Genomic DNA, 13,868 nt, shown 5'->3' with positions numbered 1-13,868 from the left:
CCCCCATTTTAATGAAAGGAATTGTATTTACTGAACTGTTGGAAATGATCGAGGATCAGTATGGTTATGGACTAGTCGACTCGCTACTAACTGAAAGTAATTTGCCGTCGGGTGGTGTCTATACCGCTATTGGTACCTACGATCATGCCGAGATGATTACACTGGTCGATAAGCTGAGTCTGAAAACGCAGTTACCCGTTCCAGATCTTCTCCGCATCTACGGTCGCTATATGTTCAGGTCATTTACCCGGGGATACAGGCCTTTTGTCGATCGTGTCGACTCGGCGTTCGCCTTGTTGCAATCCGTTCATCATCATGTTCATGTCGAAGTTCGAAAGTTATATCCAGATGCCGAGTTGCCGCATTTTACGGTTGAGCAGCCTTCTGAAAATCACCTGACTATGCGTTATGAGTCGGAGCGGAAGCTATCTGATTTTGCGCATGGGCTCATTGAGGGCTGCCTGTCTCATTTTGGTGAAACCGCAACGATTACCAAGCGAAACCTGGTCGATGACGGAAGTATTGTACTGTTCGATATTGTTAAAACCTAGGAGGATATGGATAACAATATTGACCAGCTGAACAGGCGGCTGCTACGCGAAAAAACGGCTCGGAAACAGGCTGAGGTCATTCTGGAAGAAAAGGCGCTGGAACTTTACAATGCCAACGAGCAGCTCCGGCACCTGAATGAAAATCTGGAGCAGCAGATACGCGACAAACTGGCCGAACTTCGCCAGAGCGAACAGCGCTACCGCCAGCTCATCGAATCAGTCCAGGATATTATCTTTAAAACATCCACTGACGGCCATTTTACGTTCGTCAGTCCGGGTATCGAACAACTCCTGGGCTATACCGAGCAGGAGTTTCTGCAAATGCATTTCCTGACAATTATTCAGCCTGGCTACCGCCAGAAGTTACTGGATTTTTATCTGCTGATGCTTAAAAACCGACAGGACAGTAATTATACCGAGTTTCCCGTAGTTGCCAAAGATGGCCGGATTGTCTGGATCGGCCAAACGGCCCGGCTCATAGAGTCAGATGAGGAGGTACTCGAACTGGTTGCTGTAGCCCGTGATATATCGGACCGGAAAAAGGCTGAGACCGCACTACAAACAACGCAAACCCGGCTGTCGACGCTCATAACCAATCTTCAGTCGGGAGTAATGGTAGAAGATGAGAACCGGCGGGTTATCCTGGTCAATCAGTTATTCTGCGACATTTTTGACATTCCGACTACGCCCGACGAACTCATTGGTCACGACTGTGGTGAAGCGCGGGAGCAGGTGAAAGGGCTCTTCGTTGAGCCAGACGCGTTCATCGAGCGCATGAATGAACTGTTGCAAAACCGGCAAACCTGCGTTGGCGAGGAGATATGCATGCTCAATGGGCGAATCCTAGAGCTGGATTATATCCCGATTCTGCTCGATGACAAGTACATGGGTCAACTGTGGCGATACAGCGATGTGACCGAAAAGTACCAGGCGCGTGAACAGATCAGGCGAAGCGAAGAGAAGTACCGGGGCATCATGAACAACATGGAGCTGGGGCTGCTCGAAGTGGATAATGAGCAGAACATTATGCGGGCTTACGAGCGGTGCTGCAACATGCTGGGGTATACCGAAGAAGAGCTTGTTGGTAAAAATGCCACCGAACTACTGGTTCCACTTGAGTTCCAGAACGTAATTGAGCGGCAGCAACGACAGCGCGAAGAAGGTAGCGCCGGTTCGTATGAGTTGCAGCTGATCCGTAAAGATGGTAGCCGGATCTGGGTGCTGGTCAGCGGTGTTCCCATCAATGATGAGCACGGGGTTCTGGTAGGATCGATGGGTATCCATTATGACCTGAGCGAACGAAAAGTGCTCGAAGAAGAGCTGGCTATGGCCAAGCAGATTGCCGAAGAAGCCCGCCAGGCCGAGAAGCAGTTTCTGGCTAATATGAGTCACGAGATCCGAACACCCCTCAACGCCATTATCGGTATGTCGCACCTGCTCTTCGATACGCAGCCCAGTCGTCAGCAGCGTGAGTATATCGATATTCTGAAAACATCAGCCGATTTCCTGCATAGTCTGATTTCTGACTTGCTCGACATGACAAAAATTGAAGCGGGCCGGGTTGAGGTACACCCCCGTCCCTTTGATCTCGTTGGCTTGCTGCGCGCTACCCAGAAGGTCTTCGAAATGAAGCTCGAAGGGCGGCCTGTCGACATCGACGTGATGCTGGATGCCCGCATCACGGGCGACTTCATCGGCGACGATGTGATGCTCAATCAGATCCTGATGAATCTGGTGGGTAATGCCGATAAATTTACCGAGAAGGGAAATATCCAGATTACGGCCAAACTCAAACAGGATGAAGAGACGGGCTGCTGGATCGAGTTCAGTGTTTCGGATACCGGCATTGGCATTCCCGCCGAAAAGCTCGACCTGGTGTTTCAGAAGTTCAAGCAGGTGAATCCGCAGGGACACAAGCACAAGGGCACCGGATTGGGGTTGGCGATTACCAAAGAGCTGGTCGATATTCAGGGAGGATCAATTAGTGTTAAAAGTCAAATTGGCGAGGGGAGTGTCTTCACGTTTACCCTGCCTTTTGCCAAGTCGCCCGTTCTGATCGAAGCCAAAGCCGTAGTTCAGAGCCAAACCCCGTCGGCCTCCTCCGATGTGGTGCTCATGCGTCATGTGCTGGTTGTTGAAGATAACCTTATGAACCAGAAGTACATTGGCGGACTGCTGTCCAAATGGAAAATTCCCTACACCCTGGCTATGGATGGCAAGCGAGCCGTTGAAGAAGCCAAAAATCAGCGGTTCGATATGATCCTGATGGACATTCAAATGCCCATCATGGACGGATATGAAGCAACCGTTGCCATCCGGAGTACCCATAACCCTAACCAGCACGTACCTATCATTGCGCTCACGGCATCGGCCATGCTCGACCATAAAAATATAGCGATGGAAGCGGGCATGAACGATTTCCTGACCAAGCCCTTCGATCCGGGCCAGCTGATGGCGCTGTTCAAACGGTATGCCCCCAAGGTCTCTGCCGATGACAGCGAACCTAAAGCCCTGGATCAGAAACGCCTGCAGGAGTTATACGGAACGGACAAAGCGTATCCACTGGAGATGTTCGATTTGTTTCTAACCGACGTTGTTCCCGAAATCTATGGCTTGCAGGCCATCTGCCGGGCTCAGGACTGGTCCCTGCTGGCCCGCAAGGCGCATAAACTAAAGCCAACCCTGGGGATGGTGGGGTTATCGTGGCTCGAAGAAAAAATGGAGGAACTACAGAAGAAGCTGAAGCAGGGCGCAGAAAAAGAGATAATCGAACAGTATTGTACTGATATCATCACGGGTGTAAATCAAATGATACCTGTGCTCCAAAAAGAAACCCAAAAGCTGTCTCAGGTGTAACTCATGAGTTTGAACTGTATTATTGTAGAGGATGAACTAATGTCCCGCAAGGCACTACAGCGCCTGTGTGAACAACACGGATCGCTGGACGTCGTAGCTGCCTTCGACAACGCCATGGGAGCCCTTGATTTTCTGGCCGAACAAATGGTCGATTTAATCTGGCTCGACGTGGAGATGCCGGGCTTATCGGGACTGGAGCTGCTGGAGCGGCTGCCTTTTATACCATATGTCGTGCTGACGACCAGCAAGACCGAGTATGCGTTCGACGCGTTCCAGTACCAGGTAACCGACTATCTGAAGAAGCCAATATCGGTGCCCCGCTTTAATATTGCCGTTGAGAAAGTGCTGGAACTGAACACCCGATTGAAGAGCGGACCAAGTTCAGAACGAAAGGAAATCTATATTAAAACGGATGGCCGTTATATTCGTTTGCCTTTTGAAAATATAATGTACATCGAGAATACCGGCGATTACGTAAAAATTCACACTAATGGCCAGACCCATATCGTCTATTCAACGATGAAGTATCTCGAAGAAAAGTTGGGAACACAATTTCTGCGGGTGCATCGCTCCTACATTGTCCACCTCGATAAAATCGTTGACATTGAAGAGAATACGCTGGTCATTAGTAATAAGGTTATTCCTATTAGCCGGGCCAACAAGCCGGAGCTGATGAATCGGTTGAATCTGTTATGAGCCTACTATTTCGCTAACCCAATCTGTGATACCGCCCATAAGTCCAACATCTACTCCACCTGACAGTCGTACTGTATCTATATCGGATGTAGTCGCGCTCCATTATCCGGAAACGGGTTATGACTATCGGGGCCTGATTCAGGCTTACGACCTTTCCGGAAACCTCCTCTCAGAACATGCTCTGCCAGGCAGACGAAAGCCGGAATGGCTGGTCAATGTGAGGCAGTCGGGACAGGGACAGCTTCAGCTGGTGCTGCAATACCGGGTCTACGACGCGCAGCGCTGGCAGGATGCCGGTTCGGTTCAGATGTACCCGGAGGCATACCTCGACGGCCAGAGCAGTACGGTCGTCGATCTTCCGGTTACAGGCTGGCCGGAAGCCCCCGATCTTCAGCTGCAGATTCGCCTGTCGATTGCTCAGACACCGCAACCGGCGGCTTCGGGCTGCCCGTTTTTTGCCGGGCGAACGACGCCCGAACTGCCCACACGACCTGCGGATGCCCCGGTGGGTATTGAGACCGATGTGACCGATGGGCTGGCCCCCCTGACGAAGCCCGAGCAGGTGCTCGTCAAAGATACCTGGAACAAGTTCCTGGCGTATCAGGACATGCTTGTCGAACTGTTCTTCGAGCGGCTGCTCCACGAAGAGACTGACTTACCCGCCTGCTTCGGCGATGCCATCGATCTGGTACCCGGCTACTTTGCCGGGCTCTTCGATCTGAGCGTCCGGCAGCTGCTGCCCCATACCGAACGGGTACTGCGCGAGAGCTACCGGGGCATTTATCCCACTCAGCTTCAGGGGCCGGAAACAGTAGTTGAATTTGCCACGCTACTGGCCGATCTGGGCATGCGGCCCCATCACTGGGTGACTGCCCGACGGGTCTGGATGTGGGTATTGGGCCACGTTCCGCACCTCGAAGAATACGATCGCGAAAACCTGGACAAAGGTACCCTGTCGGCCGCGTACCGGTTTTTTACGCTGTATATCTTACCCCCGGCCCTGTCGGCCATTGACCGCTACGATACGGCGCTGACACCCGCTATGATCAGCGAGATGCGCCGGGGTGGCGAGTGGCTCACCGACGATGCGCTGGCGACGGGCATCGACTTTTACCGCCTGCTTTTCCAGACCCATCCCGAAATAATACCCTACTTCGGCCGAGCCGATGTCGACGAGCTGGCGACCCACCTCATGCAGACGATTGGCTTTCTCATCCGGTCGCTGGAGAAAGGCCGGGACATGAGCTACGAACTGCGCGAACTGGCCCGCATCCACGCAGCGGCCAACGTTCCCGCCGACGCCTACGTGAAGATCAACGGCCCGTTGCTGAGCGTCATGAAGCAGCGCATCCCCGACTTTTCCAGCGAACAGGAACATGCCTGGGGGGTACTCCTGGAACGGGTAAGCAACGTGCTGCGGCAACCCGTACTCAATCAGCATCGCATACTGGGTCAGGCAAGCGAGTTTTTACGGTTGGTAGCCGAAGAAATGGCCTGGGAACCGGCCAACTACGAACGACGGTGGAATGAAATTGAGCGGGAGGTGCGGAGTACGGGCACCTATACGCATACGTATGAAGAACTGGCTTACGGGGCTCAGGTGGCCTGGCGGAACGCGTCCAAATGCATTGGCCGTATTGCCTGGCGAAACATGATTGTTCGCGACTTGCGCCACGTGACCGATCCCGATGCCATGTTCCGCGAATGTGCCGAACACCTGCGGTTGGCTACCAACGGAGGAAATCTACAAATTGTGATGAATGTCTTTCGGCCCAAAAAGCCGAAGGAACGCTGGGGACCACGCATCTGGAATGGCCAGTACATCCGGTTTGCCGCCTACCAGCAGGAGGACGGCACCATCCTGGGCGACAAAGCCAATGTCGATCTGACGCAGGCCCTCATGCGGCAGGGGTGGATTCCGCCCGTCAGAAAAACGGCCTTCGACTGCCTGCCGCTGGTGATCGATGTGCCCGGCCAGGCTCCCCGCATGTACCGCTTCGATGCCGACGACGTGCTGACTGTGCCGCTCGAACATCCGGCTTATCCTGCGTTCGCGGCCCTGGACCTGAAATGGTGTGCCATTCCGGCAATCTCTAATTTTCGGATGAATATTGGCGGGGTGCAGTATGGCTGTATTCCGTTCAATGGCTGGTTCATGGAAACCGAAATTGCCCGTAACATCTGGGAAGAAGGGCGTTACGGCAAAGCGGAAGACGTAGCGCGCGCTATGGGTATCGATACATCCAGCGAGCAGACGCTCTGGCGCGACCGGGCATTTCTGGAACTGAACGTAGCCGTGCTGCATTCCTTCACGAAAGCCAAAGTAACGCTGGTCGACCATCAGACCGCGTCCCGCCAGTTTCTGGTGCATGACCAGCGCGAAAAGCGGGCCGGTCGTGAATGCCCGGCACAGTGGTCGTGGGTAACCCCCTCGGCGGGGGGCAGTTCGACCCCCGCCTGGCACCACGAAATGCGCGATTTTTACCTGAGTCCCAGCTACCACTACGCAGCCGACAAGTGGATGGTCGTTGATACGGACATGGTGCTTGCGGGAGAGAACGGCGCAGCTGAAACGTCGTCGGAGACAGGGAGGATACTGATCTTGTATGGGTCGGAAACGGGTACGGCCGAGAGCTACGCCCGACAAACGGCCCGCCGGCTCAACCAGCATCATCCGCTGGTGATGACCCTCAATGAGTATGATACGACAAAGCTGGATCAGGAACGGGTCGTACTGGTCGTCACCTCGACGTTTGGCAATGGGGAACTACCCAGTAACGCCATGAAGTTCCTGGCCCGGCTGAAGCAATTGCCCGATGGGACGCTCAGCCGACTGCACTTCTCGGTAATGGCGTTGGGAAGTACCATTTATCCGCACTTCTGTGCCGCCGGGGCAACCGTCGACCGTGAGCTGGCCCGCGTGGGTGGTAACCGGATGGTTGATATGCACCAGGGCGATGAGATAAAAGGCCAGGCCGATACGTTCCATCAGTGGCTCGATCTGGTCGCTCGCCTGTTGGGCGAAGACCCTACCAGTACCGATGGCTCCCAATCCAATGCTGCGCGCCTGACCGTTTCGTTTCTGGACGGTGGTCAACGACCGGCTTTGGTCCACGAATTGCCCAGACGCCGGTTGTCGGGGGTTGACGTGCCGATTGTGGCCAATCGGGAATTACTTAAAGAAGTTATTGTTGGAAGCCGGTCGACGCGCTTCCTGGCGTTCGATATCGCGGGTACGGACCTGATCTACGAAACGGGTGACCACGTGGCTATCTACCCAAAAAATTCACCCGCGCTGGTTCAGCATCTGTGCGACCGGCTTGGTATCGACATCGATGGCTGGTTTACGACCGCGCTGGTCGATCAGGCGGGGAACGCGGTGGAGGGCGAGCATGCCTATCCCCAGCCGGTGTCGGTGTGGCAGGTGCTGACCGAAGACCTGGACCTGACGCTCCGGGAGCCCGTCAATGAGCTGATCACGGCCCTCCTGGGCACCGCATCGGACCCGGTCGACAGAGAGCAACTCGACGTATGGACCGAACTACTGAGCCGGGGTGAAGAAGACGCGGCCTGCCAGACGTTAAAGAAATTCATTACCGATACGTTCGTCACCATCGTTGACCTGCTTGATGCGTTTCCATCGGCGTCGCTTTCGTTTGTGCAGGTCATCGATTTGCTGCCAAGCCAGAAGCCAAGGTTATATTCGATCTCATCATGCTCGCTGGTCTATCCCACCGAGATACACGTTACGGTGGGCGTTGTTCAAATAACCACCGATGCCGGCCAGACCAGACCCGGCCTTTGCTCTAATTACCTGGCTGGCCTGGTACCGGGCGAAGCGACGGTGCGGGTAGCGGTGCGAACCTCCAACTTCCGCCCCCCCCTCGATCCACAGGCGCCGATGCTGCTGGTAGGACCGGGTACCGGCCTGTCGCCCCTGGTTGGTTTTCTGCAACACCGCGAGGTGCAGCTCCGCGCCCTTCGCGATGCACAGCATCACAGCGCCCGCGGATATGGGACGCCTGCTGGCGGTGAAACAAGTCCGAAGCCTCTGCAACTTGGTCAGGCCCGGCTGTACTTCGGCTGTCGCAATCTGAACGATTATTTATACCAGCAGGAACTGGAGAACTGGCGCGATGCGGGGGTACTTACCCATTTGGATGTGGCCTTCTCCCGCCTTGGCGAACAAACTGTGTATGTACAGCATTTGATTGGTCAGCAGAGCCAGGACATGTGGGAGGTGCTTTTGCAGCCCGACTGCCACTACTATGTGTGTGGTGACGCCAAAATGGCCGACGATGTTTTTGCCGTATTGATGAATATTGCTAAAACAGTGGGTGGGCTGTCGCATGCCGAAGCGGTCGACTTTTTCCGGAAGATGCGCCACGAAAACCGGTTTGTTATGGATGTATGGGGTGTACTGCTCAACTACCGGGAGGCCCTTGCCGAGCTACAGGATGCTCATTATTCGCAGGGCGAGCGCTGGCTGGAGCAGGTTACTTCCTGACGAAAACCAGCCAGGCGCGTTGCCGGAGTAATCCCCGTTAAAAATCTATGATCGGCCGGGGAGCCGTTATCGTTTAACGAGCTTGACGGTTCGTTTTTTGTCGCCCGCTACCAGCGTCATGACATACAGCCCTGCCGACAGGTTTAAATTTGGCAGGGCAAAAGCAGCTACCCCCCCTGCGTTGTACTGCCTCTGCCAGACAACCCGTCCGCTTAGGTCGGTAAGGGTCGCATCGAGGGGGACGTTGGGTGCTACTTCGCCCCAGAATACGGAAAGCGGTTCGACATCACTGAACGGATTGGGATAAATCAGTAACTCACTGAAGGACTCGGCTAGTACCGACGCCCGCTCGAAATTGGGAATGCCGTAGCCTAATGCATCATCCGGGTTGCCAAACTGACTACCCGACTGGCGTAAGGCCGTTGTCACCTGCGCAGCGGTCAGTTGGGGGTGGGCCTGCCAGAACCCGGCTACCAGACCGGCTACCAGAGGTGTAGCAAACGAGGTGCCATTGCCCAGTACGATGCTGCCCCCCGGATCGCCAATGACCGTTCCCTGCCCCCGGGCCGCCAGATCAGGCTTCACGCGTCCATCGGCCGATGGCCCAAACGAACTGAACGTTGCCCGCTGTCCGGTCTGGTTGACGGCTCCGATCGCCAGCACCGATGCCGCATCGGACGGGGCCGACAGATAACGCCAGCTGTCGTTGCCTTCGTTGCCAGCCGCCACGACAACGACCATGCCTGTTTCAGCCGCTACCTGGGCGGCACGGGTCGAGAGGGCGGTTTTGCCATCCAGGTTTTGATAGGTATAGCTTGTCGATACATCGTCGAACTGGGTATACCCCAACGATGAACTGATCACATCGACACCGGCGCTGTCGGCATACTCCGCGCCGAACACCCAGTTCGCTTCTTCCAGGCGGCTTTCACTAGCTACGTCTTCGGTGCGGAGCAACACGAAACGGGCCTTGAAGGCCGTCCCATACAGCTGGTTGTCGACCGTACCGGCAATAGCCGACAGACAGGAGAGTCCATGCGAATCGTCTTCGTAGACGGTGGTTTCTTTATCGACGAAGTCATAAGTAGCCACAACCCGTTGTTCGTCGAACAGGGGTTTCAGGAAGGTAACTTTATCAGCGTTCAGAAAGCCAGCATCCATGACGCCAATCAAGATGTCTTCGCCATGATATCCCTGTTCGTGCATCCTGTCGACACCCAGCTGCGTCACCTGATTCAGCGAGGTGCCATAGCTGAGGGGTTCCAACGCGCCAAGCTTTCGAGCCTGGCTGGCCGTAGCCGCCGGAATGGCCTGTACGCTGGCCTCTAGGCGCGCATTAGACAGCGACCGGCCAAACTCCAGCCCCTTCACTACGGCCAGTTTCTGGACATTGGCAATCACAGCGTCGGTTGCTTCGACCAGCACCGCGTTGAGCCAGCGTGACTGGAACGCTATTTTTGCTCCTGTTTGCCGGAGCTGGGTTATGTAAGCCGGGTTAACCGGCAGGTCGCGCTCCAGCACGGGAATATTCTGCTTCTGACGACGAAGGATCGACCGTTGCGATAAAAACTGCTCAGGCCGGCTGAGGCTGTAAGGCGTGTTGGCTTTATCCCGTAACAGGACGAGGTACTTACGGGAAGCGGCCTGACTATAGCCGGTGTACTGGCCCAGCAGGAGTAACCCCAGGAGCCAGCCCGTCTTACTCACTGCCGGACGAACGAATGCGGTAAATTTGTCGGATGCCATAGTCAATCTGGTACTGGCCGATACAGGTCGGCGTCGTTGCGCAATACTGTAGCCGGATACGTTCTTTATAAATCAACCCCAGGGCTCTGGCGTAAACGTCCATGCGTTTGTCCTGCGCCAGTAACGTTGAGTCTTCCTGTACGACAACGGTAACGGTTTCGCTAAACTGTTTATCCGAAACGCGGTAAGGCTGCTGGCTATTGCGCACCTCATACTCGTCGTTGCCCAGGGCGTTGTACCGGTTGCCGTTCCAGCGAAGCCGATCGCTGACCGGAAAGCGAAGGTTGACAAAATCCAGTCCATTTTCGGTACGGATAGCCTCGCTGTCGGTCTGCCGGGCCGACCAGATAGAGTCTGTTTGCCACGGTTTTCCGTCTGCCTGACGATGGTAACGCAACAACCGGTAAGCCTGCTGCCCGGTAATATCGGTATAGGCCGCTCCAACCACTTCTTTAAGCTGATACGTTCGATCGACGGGTATCGTTGCACCCGGCAGATACCGTTGCTCCTGTACATCGTAAACAATGTAATGACCGGTTTGGAGGGGAAAATAATCGTAACCGGCAGGGTCAGGAGCTACCGTGCGGGTTTGACAAGCTTCACCCGCGATGAGGGCGGTCAGTAGGCAGGTGAGAACGCCGGAACTATTCATGGTGCGGTGGATAAAACTGACTCGACAAGATACTGGCTTCGAGACGAGTGAGCAACAATTGGTCCAGCGCGCAACCATTCCCGGCGTTTGATTGTCATGTTACCCAATGGAAACGAACGAACGCATGAATCCCGTCCGGCCTCAGGTCGTGACCGATTCCACGGCTGTCAGCACAGCCGAACAGTTTCAGAACCAGACTGTCCGACCACTATTGAAGTTACTCGACGGTGGTATTCAAACGCTGTGGCACCACCACTGGCCCAAGCGGAAAACGCCCTACGACCGCTTTAACAACCAGGAGAAAATAGCCTATATCGAACGGGCCGTTCGCGAGGATACGCGTCTTCGGTTAACCCTTCTTGGTATGGTTCTGGGTCATTTTACCCCCGACGAGTGGTCGACCTACAAGGGGGAAGAAGCCGAAATTACCCGGCGTATAACAACCCTGCTCATCCAGCGGTTGCAGAGCAGGATTTGAGGGGAGGAGGAGAGGAGTAAAGGGAGGAAAGTAGGAAAGGGAGGAAGGAGGAAAGGGAGGAAGGAGGAAAGGAGGAAAGGGAGGAAGGAGGAAGAAAGGGAAAATGCGTGCGCCAGCTCCCTTTCCTCCTTCCTCCTTTCCTCCTTATTTAAGCGTCAGCAGATAGCCAATGGTGAAGTTGGCGTCCCAGTCGAACACGAACTGGTTGGTGCCGGTTGATTCGGCGATGGCCCGGTAGATGTTGAGGCCCGCTTTCGATTTGGCTTCACTAAGCGTGTACCCCGAAGGAGCATCCAGGACCGTGTACCGTTCCTTGTCTTTCCGAACGGCCTTGGCCAGTTCGAACGGCACACCGCCAATGATGAAGCACGTCTTACGATGATCGGCCGGAATTTGTTTGGCTTTGGCTTTTACCTCCGTTGCTACGGTTTCGTCGCTGGTACTATTCTGGAAGTACTTGGCTCCGTAGGTTTCCAGCGCTTTGGTCGAGCCCCCGTCTTTCCAGGATATCTTGGTATTGCCCGAACCAATGTCTACCACATACGAATTGTCGGCGTAATCGGCGGGTAATACCGAGCGCAGGGCCAGCGAACCTTCCTGTTCGGGGGTTACGGTGTTGACTACGTAGTTCAGCGCTTTCAGCGCTTTCGTAATTTTTTGCGTACCCTCCGCTTTGACAGCGCCTGAGCTAACAACGAAATGAATGTCGCGCCCGCCCACACCGAAGTCGAGCATCTTGCCGATGTAACTTTTCAGTCCCGCCCGGATGTCGTCATCCGACGCCATGTTTTCCATGACGAGGCTATTGCCGAACTCGGCCTTTTCGAGTTTCCACCGCTTTTGATCGTCGACCCGGATAATGAATGAATTAAAGCCGCTGGCTCCCAGTTCCACCACACCTTTCAGCTTGCCATTCTGGGGAGCGGGGGGCGTATAGGTAAACGCCTGCCGGGGTGTAGCACTGGCGGTACCGCCTGACGAACTGTTGTCATCCGATGCGGTCGATTCATCCACTACGGCTTCAGCCGTCTCGTTGTCGGCGCGGGGCATTGTTTGCGACTCGGAGTATTCCGTTTCTTTCTGGTCTTTGGGTGCCAGCTTGCGCAGCGCTTCATTGCCACCGAAATAACGGAATCCGAAGAAGATAGCGGCCAGGACGAGGGCCGTGATAAGTAGCCGACCGGCTACGGTTAAACGTTGCATAGGGTTATAAGTTAAAATAAGTGAATGAGCGAATGGTTCACTAAGAGCCAATGAGTGGCTAGTCGCTCATTCACTCACTGGCTCATTGGTACGTAACAGGTTAGTCTAACAGATTCCGGTAGCCAGCATCTTTGGCCGGGGCTGCCTGACCGGGAATGGGCGCGGTGATGGGGTTGGCGGAGGGTCCATCTAGCGAATCCACGCCGGACTGGACCATCTTGAACTCCCCTTTATTGTACGCTTCCAGTAGGGCCTCTCCTTTATCGGAGAGGATACCGTTCTGGATATCGACGCCGTTGATGAAGTCCATCGACAGGTCCATCGCCCGCTTCATTTCACCGAGTTTGTTGCTCATGTCGTCCTGGATGTATTCCATCGACTGATCGAAATAAAACCGCTTGTCAGGGTCTCCTTTGAAGATGCTGACGGCTGTTTTGAGCGCGTTTGAGCTTTCCTTTACAATCTGGTATTCTGTTTCCTTGAGCCGGACTTTGATCTCGGTTTCCTTAATGATATAGTCGGCGCTCTGGTTTACCTTCTCCATGAAGGCCAGTACGGTTTTCATATTCCGCTGGAGGGGCATGAGTTTTTCGTTCATCTCCTGCAAACCCGCGCCTTCGATCGTTGCCAGCTGAGCCGCTTCGCGCATACCCGGCCTGTCTGTCATGGCGTTGGCCTTGTTGGCTTCAGCGAATTTCTGCTTGCTGGCTTCGTTATTCTCCGTGATCTTCTTGTTAAGCTTGACCAGCTGACCCGCCAGGGTATTGATCTGCCCCTGCATTTTCTGCCGTTTATCTTTAAGATCATCTACGTAGATCTTCATGATCGCAATCGGGTTCAGCTGAATAACCGTGCCGGTCAGCGAGCGCATCAGCGACTTGAACAGAAAGAATACGGCCGTTCGTACATCGCGGCTGGTGAACAGAAAGATCAGTACGCCCAGGGCCCCGAGCAGTAGCGCCAGCTCAAGGAGATTGGAGGTGGCCCGGATGAGGAACTCGACGATCCGGTTGAAATACACTAAGCCGAAACCAGCCATTCCGGCCAGCACGATCATGCCGAGAATACCCTCGGGTCGACTCCAGAACGATCGTTTTTCGACCTCTGTACTGCCGCCAATCTGGGAAAAATCAGGAGTAGCCATGTTGAAAAAGGTATATAGTTGTCTGTTGATAAGGG

General features: G+C 54.7%; 9 protein-coding genes. 5 read left to right on the top strand and 4 right to left on the bottom strand.

Annotated elements, in window-relative coordinates:
• Positions 1-11: 11 nt before the first annotated feature.
• Genes FH603_RS22130 through FH603_RS22115 form a run of 4 tightly spaced genes read left to right on the top strand, consistent with a single transcriptional unit; the run spans position 12 to position 8,610 of the window.
• The gene (locus FH603_RS22130; RefSeq protein ID WP_186740096.1) at positions 12-551 is read left to right on the top strand and encodes a heme NO-binding domain-containing protein; all 540 of its coding nucleotides are present in this window, start codon (positions 12-14) and stop codon (positions 549-551) included.
• 6 nt (positions 552-557) lie between these two features.
• Positions 558-3,407 carry a PAS domain S-box protein gene (locus FH603_RS22125; protein WP_186740094.1) on the top strand — a complete coding sequence of 950 codons (2,850 nt, stop codon included), beginning with the start codon at positions 558-560 and terminating at the stop codon, positions 3,405-3,407.
• Positions 3,408-3,410: 3 nt separating this feature from the next.
• On the top strand, positions 3,411-4,103 hold the full coding sequence (locus tag FH603_RS22120; RefSeq protein WP_186740092.1) for a LytR/AlgR family response regulator transcription factor: 693 nt from the start codon (positions 3,411-3,413) through the stop codon (positions 4,101-4,103).
• A 25-nt stretch (positions 4,104-4,128) separates the two neighbouring features.
• Positions 4,129-8,610, top strand: a complete 4,482-nt coding sequence (locus FH603_RS22115; protein WP_186740090.1) for a nitric oxide synthase oxygenase — start codon at positions 4,129-4,131, stop codon at positions 8,608-8,610.
• A gap of 66 nt (positions 8,611-8,676) precedes the next feature.
• On the opposite strand, the gene FH603_RS22110 is transcribed toward FH603_RS22115, so the two are convergent.
• Complete coding sequence (locus FH603_RS22110; RefSeq protein ID WP_186740088.1) at positions 8,677-10,356, bottom strand: S8 family serine peptidase; 1,680 nt, start codon at positions 10,354-10,356, stop codon at positions 8,677-8,679.
• Positions 10,310-11,008, bottom strand: a complete 699-nt coding sequence (locus FH603_RS22105; protein WP_186740086.1) for a hypothetical protein — start codon at positions 11,006-11,008, stop codon at positions 10,310-10,312. Before FH603_RS22105 ends, FH603_RS22110 begins: the two co-directional genes overlap by 47 nt.
• A 106-nt stretch (positions 11,009-11,114) precedes the next feature.
• On the opposite strand from FH603_RS22105, the gene FH603_RS22100 reads away from it, so the two are divergent.
• Complete coding sequence (locus tag FH603_RS22100) at positions 11,115-11,486, top strand: glyoxalase (RefSeq protein WP_235985460.1); 372 nt, start codon at positions 11,115-11,117, stop codon at positions 11,484-11,486.
• Between the two features lie 144 nt (positions 11,487-11,630).
• On the opposite strand, the gene FH603_RS22095 is transcribed toward FH603_RS22100, so the two are convergent.
• Together FH603_RS22095 and FH603_RS22090 are read right to left on the bottom strand one after the other, a co-directional pair.
• Positions 11,631-12,689 carry an acetate and sugar kinases/Hsc70/actin family protein gene (locus tag FH603_RS22095; RefSeq protein WP_186740084.1) on the bottom strand — a complete coding sequence of 353 codons (1,059 nt, stop codon included), beginning with the start codon at positions 12,687-12,689 and terminating at the stop codon, positions 11,631-11,633.
• Between the two features lie 100 nt (positions 12,690-12,789).
• The gene (locus FH603_RS22090; RefSeq protein WP_186740082.1) at positions 12,790-13,833 is read right to left on the bottom strand and encodes a hypothetical protein; all 1,044 of its coding nucleotides are present in this window, start codon (positions 13,831-13,833) and stop codon (positions 12,790-12,792) included.
• Positions 13,834-13,868 lie beyond the last annotated feature (35 nt).

The organism is Spirosoma utsteinense, from assembly GCF_014282275.1.
In the GTDB taxonomy this organism is placed as follows: domain Bacteria; phylum Bacteroidota; class Bacteroidia; order Cytophagales; family Spirosomataceae; genus Spirosoma; species Spirosoma utsteinense.
The sequence above is the reverse complement of the archived record's forward strand: the minus strand, read 5'-3'. Positions and strand labels throughout refer to the sequence as shown.

What these genes read in the sequence shown, in the direction of transcription:
- FH603_RS22130 (WP_186740096.1), top strand. Translation starts at nt 12, where the DNA reads ATGAAAGGAATTGTATTTACTGAACTGTTGGAAATGATCGAGGATCAG.
- FH603_RS22125 (WP_186740094.1), top strand. Translation starts at nt 558, where the DNA reads ATGGATAACAATATTGACCAGCTGAACAGGCGGCTGCTACGCGAAAAA.
- FH603_RS22120 (WP_186740092.1), top strand. Translation starts at nt 3,411, where the DNA reads ATGAGTTTGAACTGTATTATTGTAGAGGATGAACTAATGTCCCGCAAG.
- FH603_RS22110 (WP_186740088.1), bottom strand. Translation starts at nt 10,356, where the DNA reads ATGGCATCCGACAAATTTACCGCATTCGTTCGTCCGGCAGTGAGTAAG.
- FH603_RS22105 (WP_186740086.1), bottom strand. Translation starts at nt 11,008, where the DNA reads ATGAATAGTTCCGGCGTTCTCACCTGCCTACTGACCGCCCTCATCGCG.
- FH603_RS22100 (WP_235985460.1), top strand. Translation starts at nt 11,115, where the DNA reads ATGGAAACGAACGAACGCATGAATCCCGTCCGGCCTCAGGTCGTGACC.
- FH603_RS22095 (WP_186740084.1), bottom strand. Translation starts at nt 12,689, where the DNA reads ATGCAACGTTTAACCGTAGCCGGTCGGCTACTTATCACGGCCCTCGTC.
- FH603_RS22090 (WP_186740082.1), bottom strand. Translation starts at nt 13,833, where the DNA reads ATGGCTACTCCTGATTTTTCCCAGATTGGCGGCAGTACAGAGGTCGAA.